18 protein-coding genes are annotated in these 15,995 nt (G+C 69.9%); 8 read left to right on the top strand and 10 right to left on the bottom strand.

Translation table 11 applies throughout. From position 1 onward, the window contains the following. The coding region (locus BM228_RS17970) for an IS66 family transposase (RefSeq protein ID WP_139234110.1) at positions 1-628 on the top strand (628 nt) is incomplete at its 5' end. 128 nt (positions 629-756) lie between these two features. On the opposite strand, the gene BM228_RS17965 is transcribed toward BM228_RS17970, so the two are convergent. Then, positions 757-2,253 carry a helicase HerA domain-containing protein gene (locus BM228_RS17965; RefSeq protein WP_092042798.1) on the bottom strand — a complete coding sequence of 499 codons (1,497 nt, stop codon included), beginning with the start codon at positions 2,251-2,253 and terminating at the stop codon, positions 757-759. Between the two features lie 166 nt (positions 2,254-2,419). On the opposite strand from BM228_RS17965, the gene BM228_RS17960 reads away from it, so the two are divergent. After that, positions 2,420-3,667 (top strand): Hsp70 family protein, encoded by a 1,248-nt coding sequence (locus BM228_RS17960; RefSeq protein WP_092042797.1) that lies wholly within the window; start codon positions 2,420-2,422, stop codon positions 3,665-3,667. Between the two features lie 5 nt (positions 3,668-3,672). On the opposite strand, the gene BM228_RS17955 is transcribed toward BM228_RS17960, so the two are convergent. Continuing rightward, positions 3,673-4,116, bottom strand: coding sequence for a type II toxin-antitoxin system VapC family toxin (locus BM228_RS17955; protein ID WP_092042796.1), 444 nt, complete (start codon positions 4,114-4,116; stop codon positions 3,673-3,675). Continuing rightward, positions 4,113-4,367, bottom strand: a complete 255-nt coding sequence (locus tag BM228_RS17950; RefSeq protein WP_092042795.1) for a type II toxin-antitoxin system Phd/YefM family antitoxin — start codon at positions 4,365-4,367, stop codon at positions 4,113-4,115. The genes BM228_RS17955 and BM228_RS17950 overlap by 4 nt, the downstream gene beginning before the upstream one ends. Before the next feature lie 258 nt (positions 4,368-4,625). On the opposite strand from BM228_RS17950, the gene BM228_RS17945 reads away from it, so the two are divergent. The 3 genes from BM228_RS17945 (at position 4,626) to dksA (ending at position 7,608) form a co-directional block, all read left to right on the top strand. Further along, on the top strand, positions 4,626-5,999 hold the full coding sequence (locus BM228_RS17945; protein ID WP_092042794.1) for an MBOAT family O-acyltransferase: 1,374 nt from the start codon (positions 4,626-4,628) through the stop codon (positions 5,997-5,999). A 2-nt stretch (positions 6,000-6,001) separates the two neighbouring features. After that, positions 6,002-7,018 (top strand): hypothetical protein, encoded by a 1,017-nt coding sequence (locus BM228_RS17940; RefSeq protein WP_092042793.1) that lies wholly within the window; start codon positions 6,002-6,004, stop codon positions 7,016-7,018. A gap of 170 nt (positions 7,019-7,188) precedes the next feature. Further along, positions 7,189-7,608 carry an RNA polymerase-binding protein DksA gene (dksA, locus tag BM228_RS17935; protein ID WP_092042791.1) on the top strand — a complete coding sequence of 140 codons (420 nt, stop codon included), beginning with the start codon at positions 7,189-7,191 and terminating at the stop codon, positions 7,606-7,608. Positions 7,609-7,685: 77 nt separating this feature from the next. On the opposite strand, the gene BM228_RS17930 is transcribed toward dksA, so the two are convergent. From BM228_RS17930 to BM228_RS17920, 3 genes are read right to left on the bottom strand one after another with little or no spacing between them, the layout of a single operon-like run. After that, complete coding sequence (locus BM228_RS17930) at positions 7,686-9,416, bottom strand: pilus assembly protein (RefSeq protein ID WP_092042790.1); 1,731 nt, start codon at positions 9,414-9,416, stop codon at positions 7,686-7,688. Further along, positions 9,400-10,047, bottom strand: coding sequence for a TadE/TadG family type IV pilus assembly protein (locus tag BM228_RS17925; RefSeq protein ID WP_092042788.1), 648 nt, complete (start codon positions 10,045-10,047; stop codon positions 9,400-9,402). Before BM228_RS17925 ends, BM228_RS17930 begins: the two co-directional genes overlap by 17 nt. Then, positions 10,041-10,598 (bottom strand): TadE family protein, encoded by a 558-nt coding sequence (locus tag BM228_RS17920; protein ID WP_244537190.1) that lies wholly within the window; start codon positions 10,596-10,598, stop codon positions 10,041-10,043. Before BM228_RS17920 ends, BM228_RS17925 begins: the two co-directional genes overlap by 7 nt. A 289-nt stretch (positions 10,599-10,887) precedes the next feature. Here BM228_RS17920 and BM228_RS17915 point away from each other — a divergent pair, with 289 nt between their 5' ends. Both BM228_RS17915 and BM228_RS17910 read left to right on the top strand, forming a co-directional pair. Then, positions 10,888-11,307: a hypothetical protein gene (locus BM228_RS17915; RefSeq protein ID WP_092042785.1), complete on the top strand. Its 420-nt coding sequence runs from the start codon at positions 10,888-10,890 to the stop codon at positions 11,305-11,307. Further along, a complete protein-coding gene (locus BM228_RS17910) occupies positions 11,304-11,774 on the top strand; it encodes a hypothetical protein (RefSeq protein ID WP_092042783.1) in 471 nt (156 codons plus the stop codon). The genes BM228_RS17915 and BM228_RS17910 overlap by 4 nt, the downstream gene beginning before the upstream one ends. A gap of 4 nt (positions 11,775-11,778) precedes the next feature. Here the strand turns inward: BM228_RS17910 and BM228_RS17905 are convergent, their stop codons facing one another. Beyond that, positions 11,779-13,050, bottom strand: coding sequence for an NAD(P)/FAD-dependent oxidoreductase (locus tag BM228_RS17905; RefSeq protein WP_092042782.1), 1,272 nt, complete (start codon positions 13,048-13,050; stop codon positions 11,779-11,781). A 149-nt stretch (positions 13,051-13,199) separates the two neighbouring features. Here BM228_RS17905 and gltX point away from each other — a divergent pair, with 149 nt between their 5' ends. Beyond that, a complete protein-coding gene (gene gltX / locus BM228_RS17900) occupies positions 13,200-14,540 on the top strand; it encodes a glutamate--tRNA ligase (protein ID WP_092042780.1) in 1,341 nt (446 codons plus the stop codon). A 36-nt stretch (positions 14,541-14,576) separates the two neighbouring features. On the opposite strand, the gene BM228_RS17895 is transcribed toward gltX, so the two are convergent. The 3 genes from BM228_RS17895 to BM228_RS17885 form a co-directional block, all read right to left on the bottom strand. Continuing rightward, a complete protein-coding gene (locus BM228_RS17895; RefSeq protein ID WP_092042779.1) occupies positions 14,577-15,344 on the bottom strand; it encodes a class I SAM-dependent methyltransferase in 768 nt (255 codons plus the stop codon). A gap of 105 nt (positions 15,345-15,449) precedes the next feature. Beyond that, on the bottom strand, positions 15,450-15,740 hold the full coding sequence (locus BM228_RS17890) for a type II toxin-antitoxin system RelE/ParE family toxin (protein ID WP_092042777.1): 291 nt from the start codon (positions 15,738-15,740) through the stop codon (positions 15,450-15,452). Beyond that, positions 15,737-15,988 (bottom strand): type II toxin-antitoxin system ParD family antitoxin, encoded by a 252-nt coding sequence (locus BM228_RS17885; protein ID WP_092042775.1) that lies wholly within the window; start codon positions 15,986-15,988, stop codon positions 15,737-15,739. The genes BM228_RS17890 and BM228_RS17885 overlap by 4 nt, the downstream gene beginning before the upstream one ends. Between the last annotated feature and the right edge of the window lie 7 nt (positions 15,989-15,995).

Below are 15,995 nucleotides of genomic sequence, written 5' to 3'. Positions count from 1 at the left end.
GTCCCGGCGCGGGGCCATGCTCGACGGCGCCGAGCGGATCGTCGTGCACGACCACTGGACCTCCTATTTCCAGATGCCGGGCGTCACCCACGCCCTGTGCAACGCCCATCACCTGCGCGAACTGAACGCCGTCGCCGAGATCGACGGGGAGGCCTGGGCCGGGCGCATGCGCCGTCTGTTGCGCAGGCTTTGCCATCACGCCAACCAAGCGCGCGACCGTGATGTGGCGTTGCCGCCGCCCCTGATCGGTCGGGCCGAGCGGCTCTACGACAGGATCGTCCAGGCAGGCCTCGCCTGGCACGCAGCCCTGGCCCCCTTGCCGCGCGTGATCAAGCGCGGCCGCGTCCGGCGGCGGGTCGGTCATAACCTGCTGCTGCGCCTCCAGCTGCACAAGGCCGCCGTGCTCCTGTTCCTGCACGACCCCGCGGTGCCCTTCACCAACAACGAGGCCAAGCGCGACGGGCGCATGATGAAGCTGCGGCAGAAGATCTCCGGCGGTTTTCGAACCCGGGAAGGCGCGGACAACTTCGCCACCCTGCGCACCCTCATCGGCACCGCCAGGAAGCGCCGATGGAACCTCCTCGACGTCTTGACCCTCGAACCCGCACACCTCGTTGCTAAGCTCTAAGCCGGTTCCGCAAACCAATCTGGGTAGTTACGCGTAGCGAAGCAACCCAGGGCAGCGCGCGATCCCGGAAGATGGCGTTTCCCTGGCTTGCTTCGCTGCACTCGCAATGACGGAACGCTTGGCAGCCGCTACCCCGCCCGCCGCTTCGGCCCGGTGGGCAGCATCTGTGGCTCGCCCGGGCCTGTCTCGATCCCGAGATCCGGCACCGCGATGATCGGCGCGCCGCGCAAATCCTTGCGGGTCACGATCGCGCCGCGCTCCTCGAGATAGGCCAGCATCCGCCGGGCGCGACCGCCCGAGCTGGTGCCGTAGGCGTCGGCCAGCATCGCGTCCGTGGGGCAGGGGGCGCCCTCGATCGCCGCGCGGGCGACCACGAGGAACAGGCCGGCGAGGTCGTCCGGCAGGCCCGCCGCGATCGCTTGCGCCCGCTCCCAGGTGGAATTGTCGGCGACCGCGCCGCCGGCCTCGGCCCGGGCCACTGCGAGCCGGCGCTTGAACTCCGGCAGGCCCATCGTATCGCCGCGCAGGCGGCGGATGCGGCAGCGGACCGTGAAATCCTGGTAGAGCGTCGCGGGGGTGCAGGCGGCGGCGTCGGCATCGGCCAGGACCGAGATCAGGACCTCGGCCAGAGCAGCCTCTCGCGCCTCCGGGTCCATCGGCTCCTCTTCGGGCTCCTCCGGCGGGGCCGGCGGGCGGTAGCTCGCGAGCTGGACGAGGACGTCCGGGGCCGCCACCGGGCGCGGCTTCGGGCGCGGCATCGGCGGCGCTTGGCTGTCGGCCGGGCTCGCCGTGAGGATCAGCGCCCTTGCATCCTCGGTCGGGTCGGGGAGGGGGACGAGCACCGGCGACGAGCTGCGGCTCACCGTCAGGGTCGGACCCACCGCGATGGTCAGCGGGCGCCGCGACAGGGCCGGCCCGAGGGCCACGAAATGGCCGCGCGGCAGATCGCGAAACGTCTCGGCCTGGCGGCGCTCCAATCCCAAAAGATCGGCGGCGCGGGCCATGTCGATGTCGAGGAAGGTCCGGCCCATCAAAAAATTCGAGGCCTCGGCCGCGACGTTCTTGGCGAGCTTGGCGAGGCGCTGCGTCGCGATCACGCCGGCAAGCCCGCGCTTGCGGCCGCGGCACATCAGGTTGGTCATGGCGCCGAGCGACAGGCGGCGGGCCTCGTCCGAGACCTCACCAGCCGCCGCGGGGGCGAAGAGCTGTGCCTCGTCCACCGCCACCAGCATTGGGTACCAATGGTCGCGGTCGGCGTCGAACAACCCGCCGAGGAACGCCGCGGCGGCGCGCATCTGGCCCTCGGCGTCGAGATTCTCCAGCGACAGCACCACCGAGACCCGGTGCGTGCGCACCCGGGCGGCGATGCGCTGGAGCGCGACATCGTCGCCGTCGGCCTCCACGACCACGTGGCCGTAGCGGTCGGCGAGGCTGGCGAAATCGCCCTCCGGGTCGATCACCGCCTGCTGCACGAGCCCGGCGCTCTGCTCCAGCAGGCGCCGGAGCAGGTGCGACTTGCCCGAGCCCGAATTGCCCTGGACCAGGAGCCGGGTGGCCAGCAGTTCGGTGAGGTCGAGGAGCGCCGGCTGCCCGCCGGTCAGGCCGAGATCGATATCGGAACGCATGGGCGCTCCATAGCATGCCAAGACCGGATCCGAGCCTCCCCCGGACGCGCTGTCCACGCTTCCCGCGAGGCTGTCGCGCGGCTGCAATGTCGCGGCCGCGCTGGACCGGAAGGCCGCCGCCCTGTAGGGGCCGCCCTCCCTCGAACTAAACCGGATTCCTCACGCGATGGCGGCCTGCGGCCTCGATTTCGGCACGTCGAACACCACCCTGGGGCATCTCGCTGCGGCGGGGCCGGCCCTGCTGCCGCTGGAGGGCGCGCACCGGACCATACCGAGCGCGATCTTCTTCGAGCTCGGCCAAGAGCCGCTGATCGGCCGGGCCGCCACCGCGGCCTATGTCGACGGCCATGCTGGCCGGCTGATGCGCGGGCTGAAATCCGTGCTCGGCACGCCCCTGATGGACGAGGCGACGCCGGTCGGCCGGCAGCGCCTGCGCCTGCGTGACATTATCGCCCGCTACCTCTCGGCCGTGAAGGCGCGGGCCGAGGCGGCCTGCGGGCAATCCCTCGACACCGTCGTCCATGGCCGGCCGGTCCATTTCGTCGACGGCGACCCGGAGGCCGACCGGCGGGCGGAGGACACCCTGCGCGACATTGCCCGGGACGTCGGGTTTCGCGAGATTTCCTTCCAGTACGAGCCGATCGCGGCCGCGCTCGATTACGAGCGCCAGGTTCGCTCGGAGGAGATCGCGCTGATCGCCGATATCGGCGGCGGCACCTCGGATTTTTCCATCGTACGCCTGTCGCCCGAGCGGCGGGGCCGCCCGGACCGGGCCGGCGACATCCTGGCCAATGACGGCGTGCGCATCGGCGGCACCGATTTCGACCGGCAGCTCAGCCTCGGCACGGTGATGCCCCTGCTCGGCCTCGGCAGCCCGATGCGCCGTGGCGACCTCGCGGTGCCGAACGCCTATTACCACGACCTCGCCACGTGGTCGGCGATCAACCGCCTCTACAATGCGAAGACATTGCGCGAGATCGACGAGGTGATCCGCGACTGTGCCAAGCCCGACCTGGTCGCGCGCCTGCGCGCGGCGGTGGAGGGCGAGCGCGGCCACGCTCTGGCCGGGGCCGTGGAGGGCGCCAAGATCGCCGCCTCCGAGGCCGGCACGACGGATCTCGATCTCGGCCTGATCGAGCCGGGGCTGGCGGCCGAAGTGAGCCGCGACACCCTCTCGACGCAGACCGGCGACCTCGCCCGGTCGGTCGCGGCCCGGATCGCCCGCTGCCTCGCCCAGGCCGAGCTCGGGCCGGAGCGGATCGACGCCATGTTCCTCACCGGCGGCTCCACGGGCCTGCCGCACCTGCGCGCCGCGCTCACCGCCGCGCTGCCCGCGGCCCGGGTGGTGGAGGGCGACACGTTCGGGTCGGTGGGCCTCGGCCTGACCATCGAGGCGGGGCGGCGGGCGGCGTGAGCGCGTTAGCCGCCCGGGACCGACGGGCTGATGGTCCAGGGATCGAGGATCCGCACCCCCGTTGGAGCGAAATCCACCACATTGCGGGTGACGACCGTCATCGCGTGCACCAGAGCCGTCGCGGCGATCAACGCGTCCCGCTCGGGTTGCGGGTTCGGCACGTGTAGGCCCGCGCAGCGCAGGGCCACTACCGTGTCGACGGGCAGGATCCGGTCGGAGAATTCCGGCAGGACCTGTTCGTCCATCCAGGCGCGCAGATGCGCGGCCTGGGCCGGATCGCGACGCTCGGCCAAGCGGATGCCGACGTCCAGCTCCATCACGGTGATCGCCGACAGGAAGAAGCGATCCGCATCCTCGGACGAAAGCCAGCGCACCACGTTGGGATCCGCCCGGCCGTCACCGACCTTGCGCAGTTCGGACACGACGTTCGTATCGAGCAGGAACGTCACGACAGATCCGCCGGCCGCGGCAGGTCGCGGGTCTTCGGGATATCCAGCTCGATCTTCGAAAGACCGGGCTTCGATAGCGCCTCGACGAGGCTACGGCGCTGCCCCGTGAGGCGCCGATACTCCTCAATGCTCAAGAGCACCTGCACCGGCTCACCGCGCCGCGTGATGAAGACCGGGCCCTTCTCGGCGGCCTTCTGCGCCTGATTGGCGTTTTGCTGGAACGCGCGACTGGACAAGGTCGTGACGGTCATGACCGGCCCTCCGGAGCAACGGCAATGTTGATACGTTAGAACCCGGGGAAACGACGGGCAATCCGGACCGTGCCGCGGCGGCTCCGATCTGACGTTTTGAATCCCGTTTCACGAGCGAGCCCGTGCGGCGCCCGCCCCTGATCCGCGTCCACGGCCCAAAACCCCACGATTGACGGGCCCGCCGCGATCCCCGACAAGGCGGGCGCCTCGCGCCCAGAGACCGGCGGCCCATCCTTCATCTCCGCGCCGCCCCGCCCGATGCTGTTCAACTCCTTCGTCTTCCTCCTCGCCTTCCTGCCGGCCGCGCTGATCCTGCACGCGCTGGTGGCGCGGGCAGTGCCGGCGTGGCGGCTGCCGCTGCTCGTCGGCCTGTCCTTCGTGTTCTACGGCTGGTGGGATGTCCGGTTCGTGCCGCTGCTCGCCGGCTCGATCCTGGCGAACTGGTGCGTCGCGCGACTCTATCGGTGGCGCCCCGGGCGCTGGTTGATTCCGGCGGCGATCGCCGCCAACCTCGCCCTGCTCGGGCTGTTCAAGTACCTCGACTTCTTCGCCGACCTCGCCAACCTGATCCCGGGGCTCGAGGCGCCGCGGCTCGGGCTGGCCCTGCCGCTCGGCATCTCGTTCTTCACCTTTCACCACATCATGTATCTCGCCGACCTGCGGGCCGGCCGGGCGCCGGCCTTCGGGCTGACCAAGTACGCCCTCTACATCGCGTTCTTCCCGCAGGTTCTGGCCGGCCCGCTCGTGCGCTGGAGCGAGATCATGCACCAGTTCGACGAAGAGCCCTACGCGCGGCCCGACGCCGCCGAGCGCTTCGCTCGCGGGCTGATGCTACTGACGGTGGGCCTCGCCAAGAAGGTGTTTTTGGGCGATCCGCTCGCGGCGTATGTGAACCCGGTGTTCCAGGCCGCCGCCGCCGGCAAGGTGATCACCGTCGCGGAGGCGTGGCAGGCGACACTGGGCTTCACTTTCCAGATCTATTTCGACTTCTCCGGCTATACCGACATGGCGCTCGGCATCGCCCTGCTGTTCGGTCTGGTCCTGCCGCAGAACTTCGACGCGCCCTATCGCGCCACCGCGCTGCGCGACTTCTGGCGGCGCTGGCACATGACCCTGTCGCGGTTCCTGCGCGACTACCTCTACATCCCCATGGGCGGGAACCGGCGCGGTCTGCCGCGACAGGTCGGGGCGCTCGCCGCCACCATGACGCTGGGCGGCCTGTGGCACGGGGCGGGTCTGACCTTCCTGGCCTGGGGCGCCCTGCACGGGCTGGGCCTCGGCGCCGGGGTGCTGGCGCGGCGCGTCCGGGTCGCGATCCCGGCGCCGCTCGGCTGGCTGCTCACCAGCCTGTTCGTGATGCTGACCTGGGTGCTGTTCCGGGCAACCAGCTTCGAGGCGTCGCTGCTGATCTTCAAGGGCCTGTTCGGGCTGGCGCCGCACGGCTCCGGCTTCAAGTGGCGCACCATCGCGGTGGCGGCCCTGGTCGCCACGATCGGCCCGACCGCCTGGGCGGCGGTGCACCGCCTGCCGCCCAAACGCGTCCTCGCCTTCGGCTTCGCACTCCTGTTCGTCGTCGTCCTCCTGAAGATCGGGGACGATGCGAATTACGAGTTCATCTACTTCCAGTTTTGAGGATGGCGCTCGCTCACCCCCCACAGGATCGGGCCTGGCGTGGGTTCACCCGCGCCCTGTTGCTGGCGATGGCCGGGTTGTTCGTGGCCTATCTCGCCCTCGCGGTTGTGGTCGATCCCTACGACACCGGCCGCTCGACCCTGCTGTCCCGCGGCGCCGTCCGCCCGCAGGGGCCGCGCACCGCCTCCGCTCTGCGGGGCCGCGACCTGGCCTATGCGGGGGCGGTCATCGGCAATTCCCATATCCAACTGATCGAGCCGGCGGCCCTGACCCGGTCCACCGGCATCCCGTTCGTGCAGCTCTCGGTGCCGGCCACCGGGCCGTCGGAGCAATTCGCGCTGCTCGGCTGGTACCTGAAGCACCATCCCCGGCCGGAGGCGATCGTGCTCTCGGCCGACGCGTTCTGGTGCTCCGACGACCCGAGTTTCCCCAGTGAGCACGGCTTCCCGTACTGGCTGCTCGGCGACTGGCCGGCCTATCTCCAGGGCCTGCTGCGCTTCACCGCCGCGCAGGAGACGATCAACCGCCTGGGCTGGCTGCTGAACCCGCGCCGCAAGCAGGCCGTCGCCGACGGCTGGTGGGATTACGAGGCGAATTATTTGAGCCAGGGCTTCGGCCGCGATCCGGCGAAGAAGGCCGCCCTCGAACGCCCCGTCGGTCCCGAGACCGAGCCGCATCACGGCGGCCCCTTCCCGGTGGGCGACCGGCTGCGCGCCGAGCTGGCGCGCATCCCGGCCGAGACCGCCCTCGTGCTGGTGTTCCCGCCGGTCTATGCCCGCGCTGAGCCGCCGGCCGGCAGCCCCCGGGAGGCGGCCGAGTCCGCCTGCCGCGCCGAGGTGCGCGCCGCGCTCGCCGTGCATCCACGCAATACGGTCATCGATGGACGGGCCGGGCGCTCGGAAGCGAACAATCCGGATCTGTTCTTCGACCAGACCCATTACCGGCTGCCGCTCGCCCGGTCGTTGACGGGCGAAATCGCCGCCGCGATCGTACGGTTGCGTACGCACGCGACTGAATAACCCCTAGACCGTGGCTTGTTTGCCGCAGGCGCGAACGCATTGGAGACAACATCCGAGCCCTGCAACGCTGCGCGTTGTCGCGATTAAGCACCTCGACTATACGGCACCTCACGTTATCGCCGCGCACCGGCCATCCCCTGGTGGGCGGTATGATCCAGCGAGGGTGACGCATGGCGAAGGTGACGCTGGAGGACGGCTACGTCCCGTCCGACGACGAGCCCTTCATGAATGACCGGCAGCGCGAATATTTTCGGCGCAAGCTGCTGAGCTGGAAGAGCGACATCCTGCGCGAGGCACAGGACACTTTGGTCGCGCTGCAGAGCGAGAACGAGAACCATCCCGATCTCGCCGACCGCGCCTCCTCGGAGACCGACCGGGCGATCGAGCTGCGCGCCCGCGACCGCCAGCGCAAGCTGACCGGCAAGATCGATGCGGCGCTCGCCCGGATCGAGGACGGCTCCTACGGCTATTGCGAGGAGACCGGCGAGCCGATCTCGCTTCGCCGCCTCGAGGCCCGTCCGATCGCGACCCTGTCGCTCGAAGCGCAGGAGCGGCACGAGCGTCGGGAAAAGGTTTATCGCGACGATTGAGGAGTGGGGCGCGGCCCGCTCGCTCGCAATCACGGGCGCGGCCGCTATCCACCTGACGGATCGTCAAACCGCGTCGTCTACTGCGTCAGCCGCAGGGCGCCGATGCTCGCCTGGATCTGCTGGAACGCCTTGATCAGGTCATCCGAGGTGTTCGCGAGGAAGAATTGGCTTGGCGAGGAGGCGCAGTTCTTGAGGAGCGTCTGTCCCGCGGCGTCGATCGGATCGGAGGGGACGCTGAAGCCGATCGTGTAGATTGCGATGTTCACGGCCTTTGCGTTCCGGCAGGCCTCCGCCGTCAGGGCGTCCAGCGCATTGCGGGCGCTGGTGCCGTCCGAAATGTTCTGGTTGCCGGCAGGCAACCGGCCGTTCGCGTTGGTGCTGTTGGCATTCTGAAAATAACCGTCGGCGAAGTAGAGGGATCCGGTGGGCGCGCCCGGGTTGGCCGACCAGCTGTTCGTACCATCGGTCATCAGGATGATGATCTTGTTGATCGTCGTCGTATTCGAGGCGCTCGAGGTCGACGCGTACGCCGCGGGTGGGCTGCTACTGGCCGGGGTTGCGCCGCTTGCAAAGACGCTCTTCGGCGACAGCGTCCGCCAGCCCCACATGAAGCCCTCGTGGATGTTGGTCGAGCCCAGGGGCGCCATGCTGTTGATCAGGCTCTTCAGGGCACTCGTGTCGCTCGTCAGGGTCAGAAGCGGCTTCGTCGTGCAGCCGAAATTCGGCCCGTTCGGGATCCCGAGATAGCTGTTGGATGTGGCGTTGCGCGGACTGACGTATTTGCAGGCCCGACCGAGGGCGGCGTCGTACGACAAGGTCTTGATCGGGCACGTGCCGTTGGAGCTGCTGGTGTCGTCGTCGATGTAGCTATTGTAGGAGCGGTAGGTGCCGTCGCTGCCGCTGAAGTCCCTGTAGCTTGTGCTGGCGTCCCCCGGCTCGTCGGGGGCGAACAGCGGGACGTAGTAGGAATCCTTGTTCGCGGCCGTCGGTGCGCCGTCCTGGACGTTGAGCGGGTAGGGCAGTGCTTCCAGGCAGCCGCCCCAGCTCCAGCCAGAATTAACGCCCTGGAGCTTGTTGAAGATGTCGAACCGGCTCGCGAAGCCGGACCCATTGGCGGCCAGCACGTTGGTCCAATGATAGCTGGATTGCGCGTTCAGATCGATCCAACTGGCATAGCGATAGGTCGCCGGGTTCACCGCCACGGCGCCGGCGAACGGCACGATCGAGATCCGGGTCGCGCTGGAGAAGGCCGCGTTGGTGTAGACGTAGGTGACGAAGTTCGTCGCGGCCGTCTGCACCGCCTGGAGCTTCGACTGGCCGCCGCTCGACGCCGACATCGATCCGGTATTGTCGAGGACGAGCGCGATCTCGAAGGTCTTGGGCAGGGGCGTGGCGCATTGCGCGGCGGCGCCCGGATTGATGCGGGTCGTCCCAGTGAACTTGCCGAAGAACACCGTCGAGAGCTTGTGGGCCGTCAGGGTGATCTGGCGCGGGTTGCTGGTGATGGCCAGCGGGTCGACCACGAGGTTCGCCGCCCCCATGGCCCCGGTCATCGCGGTCTGGGCCAGCAGGTTGAGGTCCGAATTCGAGGTGGTGAGCGGCGTCTGACACAGGAGCAGCGCCGTGGCATCGGTCGCGGCCTGCAGCTTGGTCTCGAGCCGGGTCGCGAAGCCGTAATCGATCGCCGCGCCGGTGAACATCAGCATCGGCACGCTCAGGAAAGCGAAGAGGACCGCGACGTTGCCGCCGCGTTCCCGCGCGAAGTCGAGCCACCTCGGCCGGCGGGGGCGTTCAGGGCGTCGAGCCATCGCACGCCTTCTGGGTTGTGCCGGCCACGACCACCTCGGTGTAGGTGTTGGTCCCGTAGGTGGTGCCGCCGCGGGTCGGCCAGGGTACGGCAGCCGAGAAGGTGATCTGGTTGCTGACGCCCTTAACCAGCTTGACCAGGGCGCTGCCGATCATCGGCGTGTAGGCGATGCTGACCTCGGCCAGCACGTAGCGCATGCCCGTGGTCTGGTAGCCGAGGGGGACGAGGAGGTCGGTGGCGGTGCCGGTGGCCCGGGCGGTGGCGTTGCCGTTGGCGACGCTGGAGCAGACCCGCGGGAACAGGTTCAGATTCTTGAGGTCGACGCCCATGGCGCTGACGACGATCTTGACGTTCGTCGTGTCGAACGGGCGCATCACCCTGGCGGCCGAGGCGACGATGTCGTTCATCAGCGCCGTGCCGATCGGGTTCTGGGTGTCGCCCTGGGCGGTCAGGTCGGCCACGGTGCGGGCGAGCAGGGTGAGCTTGCGCCACTCGTCGATGGCGTGGGCAACCTCGGTCATGCCGGCCCAGATCGAGAGCAGCACCGGGAGGATCACGGCGAATTCCACGATCGCGCTGGCGCGCCGGTCCCGCCGCAGTCGGGCGGCCCTGCGGAGGAAGCGCCTCAGCACGGGCTCGAACCGGTGATCTGGTAGGGCTCGGTCCGGAACACCGCCGTCGAGGTGAGTAGGCTGGAACCGGCCCCGGTGCCGGAGGTGAACTTTCGGGTGCCGAGCCCCATCAGGTTGAACAGGGTGGGGAACTGGACCGCCGCGGTCACCACCACGATCGTGCCCGGCTTGGCGCAGGCGTAGTTCGTCCCGAAATCGGTGGTCCAGGTGCCCGTGGTGGCGTTCACCGGCGTGGACGCGCTGGCGCTGGCGAGCGAGCTGGCGGTGGCGACGTCGATCTTGACGCTCTGGCAGTTGAAGACCGTCGGGACGACGGCGTTGCCGCTGCCGCACATTTTCGTCTTCAGCGATGCGAGTAGGGTCGCGGCGTCGGTCTGCCCGGCATTGGCAAGCTGGAACTGCCCGGTGAAGATCGTCCGGACCGCGTTCTGCAGGGCGCGGTCGAAATTCTGGGTGGCCCAGATCTGGAACGCGATCTGGAACACCGCGCCGACCAGCGCCAGGAACGGCAGCGCCACCAGGGCGAACTCCACCGCAGCTGCCCCGCCCACATCCCGCCGCCAGCGATTCAGAAGGCAACTTGAGGTAGGTTTCGTTGGCAGAAAGATTTGTACTCGTCGAGTCATGACTCTGTTTGCCGCCTGAAGACAAGCATAAGCAGTGATGTGTGACTAATCGTTTTCGAAATGCTTAAACGGGTCAAGCAGATCGCGATCTTCCGGTATTTTCCACCGCAGATTGTATTTCTTGGTTGATACTCCTCCGGTTCGGCAAAGAGCCGCCATTGACGCTCGGCCGCCCGGCGCCACTTCGTCGGCGGCATCCCGGCCGGAGAACCGCATGCGAATCCCCAGGACAGCCGCGCTCGCCTCCGGGCTGATCGTGGCTCTCGCACTCGCCGGCTGCGGCGAGGCGCCGAAGCCGGGACCGGCCGGTCCGCCGGGTCCGAAGGGCGATCAGGGACCGCCCGGTCCGCAGGGGCCGCCGGGCCTGAACGGCGCCACCGGCGAGCGCGGCCCTACGGGTGAGCGCGGTCCGCCCGGCGCCGCCGGGCCACCGGGGCCGGCCCTGAACACGCTGATCCGGCTCGACGTGGCCTGTCACCGCGACGAGGAGCTGATCGGCGCCTATTGCCAGGGCATGGCGGTGGTGCCGTCCGTGACCGTCACCGAGGGCGTGTCCACGGTCGGCTGCCTCGACATGACCGCCAAGGCCGCCAAGGATGCGAAACCTGTGGCCGTCTGCATGAGGAAGCCGTGAGACGCCTCGCCCTCGCCCTGCTTGCCGCTTCGGTCGCGTCCGGGGCGCAGGCCCAGCACTTCCTGCCCACAGAGCGGGCGGCGATCGAGCTCGTGCGCAGCCGGCACACCGACAGCCTCGCCACGGTGGACGGGACGCTCGCCTATGCCGAGCGCGCCACCGGCGGCGCGTTCAGGCGCGGCGGCTACCGGGTCCTGCGCCGGCCCGGCGAGCCCTTCGCCCGGGTGCAGATCTGCTACCGTCTGGGGATCGATCCGCCCACCTGCGGGCTCGATTACCTCGTCACCGTCAACCCGCCCCATGTCGAGCCGGCCGAGCGCTATGACGGCCTGGCGCGGGATCTCGAACATGGCCCCCGCGCGTTCCTGCGGGCACTCGCTCGCGAGGCCGATCTCCAGCAGCAGCCGAAGATTCTCAGGCGGATCCAGGGCGCATTGGAACCGTACAATCCCTACGATTGGCGCTGACGCGTCAGACCAGCCGCGGCCAGCGCAGCAGGCGTTCGGGCGCGAAGGCCGCCACCGGGACCGCCGGGGTCCGGCCGGTGGCGAGGTCGGCCACGATCTCGCCGGTGATCGGCCCGGTGGACAGGCCGATATGGCCGTGGCCGAAGGCGAAGAGCAGGCCCTTGTGCCGCGGTGCGGCGCCGATCACGGGCATCCCGTCGGGGGTAGAGGGGCGCGAGCCGAGCCAGGGCTCGTTGTCGAGAGTCCCGCCCAGCCGCAGGGTTTCGGCGGCCTCGCGGCAGGCCGCCTCGATCTGGGTGTGATCCGGTTCTGCGTGGCGGGCGTTGAGCTCGACGCCGGAGAGCACCCGCACCCGATGGTCACCCATCGGCGACAGGATCGAGCCGGCGCCGGTATCGAGCACCGGCCGGGTGAGGGGCGGGCTGTCCGGGTGCAGGGCGTAGTGCCGGTGATAGCCGCGCTCGGCCGCCACCGCAAAACGGTAGCCGAGCGTCCTGGCGATCGCCCCCGAAGCGGCGCCCGCCGCCAGCACAACCTGCTTGGCCCGCACTGATCCCGTCTCGTGGACGACGCGCCAGCCATCCGCCTCAGGCGACAGCCGCGCGACGCTGCCGCGCAGACGCCGTCCGCCCAGGCCCGCGAACAGAGCCTCGCAGGCCTCGATCAGGCGGCCGGGCTCGCGCACTGAGCCGGTCTCCGTGAGCAGCATCGCCCGGGCGTAGGGGCGCACCAGCGCCGGCTCCAGATCGCGGATTCCGGCCGTGTCGAGGATGTCGAACGCAACGCCGTGCCCCGAAAGAATCTCCCGCTCCAGGGCGGCGGCCTTGAAGGCGGCCTCGGTGCGGTAGGCCTTGAGCCAGCCGGTCCGCTGAAGCCGCTCGCTGGTGCCGGCCCGGGCGGCGAGGCGTTCATGGGCCGGATAGGCGGCGCTGGTCAGGGGCAGCAGCGCGGCGGCGGCGCGGCGCCAGCGCGAAGCCCGGGCGCTTGCCAGAAAGTGTGCCGTGTAGGGGATGATCCGCGGCAGGTGCGTGTAACGCAGGCGCAGGCCCCGGTCGGCGTTGCGCAGATAGGCCGGCAGCTTGCCCCACAGGGCCGGGCTCGACATCGGCAGGATCGAGCCGCGGCTGACCACGCCGGCATTGCCGTAGGAGGTCCGGGCCCGGGCCTCGCCGGGATCGCACAGGACCACGTCGAGGCCGCGATCCTTGAGCGCGATGGCGCAGGCCAGCCCGACCATCCCGCCGCCGACCACCACGATATCGGCCGTCTCGTCCATCCCGCTCATCCCGACCCGTGTGAAGCGTGGCCTTCTGACGGGTTTTGCCGGCCCTGGGTAGCGCGCTGGCGCATGGGCAGCGGCGGTTCGCGCCACCCATGCGCGAAGGGAGGCGCAAAACCCGCCGCAGATCGGCTACAGAGCGGAGCATGACGCTCGTCCGCTTCGCTCCCTCGCCCACCGGCTACCTGCATATCGGCAACGCCCGCCCGGCGTTGCTCAACGCGCTGTTCGCGCGCAAGACCGGCGGTCAATTCCTGCTGCGCCTCGACGACACGGACGCCGAGCGCTCGACCGAAACCTTCGCCGAGGCGATCCGGGAGGATCTGGCCTGGCTCGGGATCGAGCCGGACCTGTTCGCCCGGCAGAGCGAGCGCAAGGCCCAGCACGATGCGGCCGCCGACCGCCTGCGCGCGGCCGGGCGGCTCTATCCCTGCTACGAGACCCAGGAGGAGCTGGAGCGGCGGCGCAAGCGCCAGCTCGGCCGTGGCCAGCCGCCGATCTACGACCGGGCCGCGCTGCAGCTCACTGCCGAGGACCGCGCCGCCCTCGAGGCCGAAGGCCGCCGGCCGCATTGGCGCTTCCTGCTGGATGCGCGGACGGTGACTTGGGACGACCTCGTGCGCGGGCCGGCCCATGTCGATTGCGCGTCCCTGTCCGACCCGGTGCTGATCCGCGCCGACGGCAGCTACCTCTACACGCTGCCCTCCGTGGTGGACGACGCCGAACTCGGCATCACCCACGTGATCCGCGGCGAGGACCACGTCACCAATACCGGCGTGCAGGTGCAGATCTTCGAGGCCCTGGGCGCCGCCGTGCCGGTCTTCGGCCACCACAACCTGCTCACCACCGCGGACGGGGAGGGGCTGTCGAAGCGCCTCGGCCACCTGTCGCTGCGCGGGTTGCGCGAAGCCGGCTACGAGCCCGCCGCCGTGCGCTCACTGGCGGTGCTCACCGGCTCGGCCGAATCGGTGCGCGCGGTGCCCGACCTCGACACCCTGGCGAGCCTGGTCGATCTCGGTGAGATCTCCCGCGCCCCGGCCCGGTTCGACCCCACGGAGCTCGACGGGCTCAACGCACGGCTCGTCCACGCCATGCCGTACGCGGAGGTTGCCCCGCGCCTCGCCGATCTCGGCATCCCGCCCGAGACCGCGGAGGCCTTTTGGATGGCGGTGCAGCCGAATCTCGGCCGCGTCTCGGAGGCGCGGGACTGGTGGCAGGTCGTGGCCGGCCCGATCAATCCGGTGATCACCGAGGAAGCCGTGATCGCGGCGGCCCGCGAGATCCTGCCGCCGGAGCCGTTCGGCCCCGAGACCTGGAAGGCCTGGACCACCGAGATCCGCAGCCGCACCGGCGCCAAGGGCAGGGGCCTGTTCATGCCGCTGCGCCTCGCACTCACCGGGCTCGAGCACGGGCCAGACCTCGCCGGACTCCTGCCGCTGATCGGGCGCGACCGGGCGGCGCGGCGGCTGGCGGGCGAGGCGGCCTAGCGCCTACTCCCCGAGCTCGCGCCGTGCAGGAGCGTCTCAGCGCGGGCGCGCCTCGATCAGGACTGAGTCGAGCAGGAAACTACCGTCGGCCTCGATGGCAAAATGCTCGGCGACCTCGACCGGCGCCGAGGCCTGGAGGGCGCGGATCGCCGCCGCGTTGACTTCCGGCGTCCGCATCCGGGCGATCCAGCTCGCGTAGTCCATGCGCGGCCGGTACGCGGCGGTGTCGCCGGGGTTGAAGCCAGCCGTCTGCAGCATGCGGCGCCATTCCGACACCCGGTAGTCACGCACATGGGAGGGGTCGCGCAACAGCTCCACCGCCTGGAGATGCGTGTCGAGCAGCGGCTCCTCGGGGGCGACGACATCGCAGATCACCAGCAAGCCTTCGGGCTTCATCACGCGCCGCGCCTCCGCCAGGGCGGCCGGGACGTCGCGCCAATGGTGGGCGCTGTAGCGGGTCAGCACCGCGTCGAAGTCGGCGTCCGGGAAGGGCAAGGTCTCGGCGGCGCCCTGCCGGGTCTCGATCCGGTCGAGGCCGCGCCGCCCGGCCTCGGCGGTGACCGCGGCCAGCATCTCGGCCGAGAGGTCGTAGGCCGTGACCGCGGCGCCGGCCGCCGCAGCCGCGAAGGCGACATGGCCGCCGCCGCAGCCGAGATCGAGCACCCGCACCCCCGGCAGCGTGCGGACCAGCGCGCCGATCCGGTCGAGGTCGGCGCCGGCAGCGTGGACCGCGCTCGTCACGTAGGCCGAGGCCTGCGCACCGAACTGATCGACGACGTGGCCGGCATGGTTGCGCGCGCTCATCGGCTTTTTCCTCGGTTCAGGAGCCTATTCCTGGGCACTCCATCGCGGACCATGCGCTGCGTCGTGGTGATCCGCAATCACCCGCGTGCCGTCACGCCCCGGCTCTCATGCCAGCGCACGGTCCCAATCCTGTCGGCCATGCAGGACGCGAACGATCAGGATACCCGCCCCATCTTCGACGTAGACGATCATGTGCGCCTTGTAGGGATGGAGCCGCATCGGCGGCGCGAATTCCCGCCGCTCATGCGCTATCCGGGGATTCGCGGCGAGCATCCGGAACGCGTCGAACAGGCCGTCCTGGTAGCGCTCGGCCTGGGCCTCGCCGAAACGCAACGCGCCCGCCGCGTAGGCTTCGGCGATGTCTTCATCGGCCCGCGGCGACGTCCGAAAGGTCATCTTGCGCGGAGAGCTGCCAATCTCTCCCGTCCGAGCCGGCGGATGTCCTCTTCCGACCGGCCGCTGATGCCGCTCGCCAAGCCCTCATCGATCAGCCGTTGCAGCTCGCCGATCTTCGCGAGGCGTTCCTGATCGCGACGGATCAGGTCGCGCACGTAGTCGCTCGCATTGGCGTAGCGCCCGGTGTCGGCTTGTTCCTCGACCCAAGCCTTCATGGGATCGGGCAACGAGATGTTCATGGTCGCCATGCCGGCA

The organism is Methylobacterium pseudosasicola (assembly GCF_900114535.1).
Lineage (GTDB): Bacteria > Pseudomonadota > Alphaproteobacteria > Rhizobiales > Beijerinckiaceae > Methylobacterium > Methylobacterium pseudosasicola.
This window is presented reverse-complemented; position numbering and strand designations above follow the sequence as displayed.

What these genes read in the sequence shown, in the direction of transcription:
- BM228_RS17965 (WP_092042798.1), bottom strand. Translation starts at nt 2,253, where the DNA reads ATGCGTTCCGATATCGATCTCGGCCTGACCGGCGGGCAGCCGGCGCTC.
- BM228_RS17960 (WP_092042797.1), top strand. Translation starts at nt 2,420, where the DNA reads ATGGCGGCCTGCGGCCTCGATTTCGGCACGTCGAACACCACCCTGGGG.
- BM228_RS17950 (WP_092042795.1), bottom strand. Translation starts at nt 4,367, where the DNA reads ATGACCGTCACGACCTTGTCCAGTCGCGCGTTCCAGCAAAACGCCAAT.
- BM228_RS17945 (WP_092042794.1), top strand. Translation starts at nt 4,626, where the DNA reads ATGCTGTTCAACTCCTTCGTCTTCCTCCTCGCCTTCCTGCCGGCCGCG.
- BM228_RS17940 (WP_092042793.1), top strand. Translation starts at nt 6,002, where the DNA reads ATGGCGCTCGCTCACCCCCCACAGGATCGGGCCTGGCGTGGGTTCACC.
- dksA (WP_092042791.1), top strand. Translation starts at nt 7,189, where the DNA reads ATGGCGAAGGTGACGCTGGAGGACGGCTACGTCCCGTCCGACGACGAG.
- BM228_RS17930 (WP_092042790.1), bottom strand. Translation starts at nt 9,416, where the DNA reads ATGGCTCGACGCCCTGAACGCCCCCGCCGGCCGAGGTGGCTCGACTTC.
- BM228_RS17915 (WP_092042785.1), top strand. Translation starts at nt 10,888, where the DNA reads ATGCGAATCCCCAGGACAGCCGCGCTCGCCTCCGGGCTGATCGTGGCT.
- BM228_RS17905 (WP_092042782.1), bottom strand. Translation starts at nt 13,050, where the DNA reads ATGGACGAGACGGCCGATATCGTGGTGGTCGGCGGCGGGATGGTCGGG.
- gltX (WP_092042780.1), top strand. Translation starts at nt 13,200, where the DNA reads ATGACGCTCGTCCGCTTCGCTCCCTCGCCCACCGGCTACCTGCATATC.
- BM228_RS17895 (WP_092042779.1), bottom strand. Translation starts at nt 15,344, where the DNA reads ATGAGCGCGCGCAACCATGCCGGCCACGTCGTCGATCAGTTCGGTGCG.
- BM228_RS17890 (WP_092042777.1), bottom strand. Translation starts at nt 15,740, where the DNA reads ATGACCTTTCGGACGTCGCCGCGGGCCGATGAAGACATCGCCGAAGCC.
- BM228_RS17885 (WP_092042775.1), bottom strand. Translation starts at nt 15,988, where the DNA reads ATGGCGACCATGAACATCTCGTTGCCCGATCCCATGAAGGCTTGGGTC.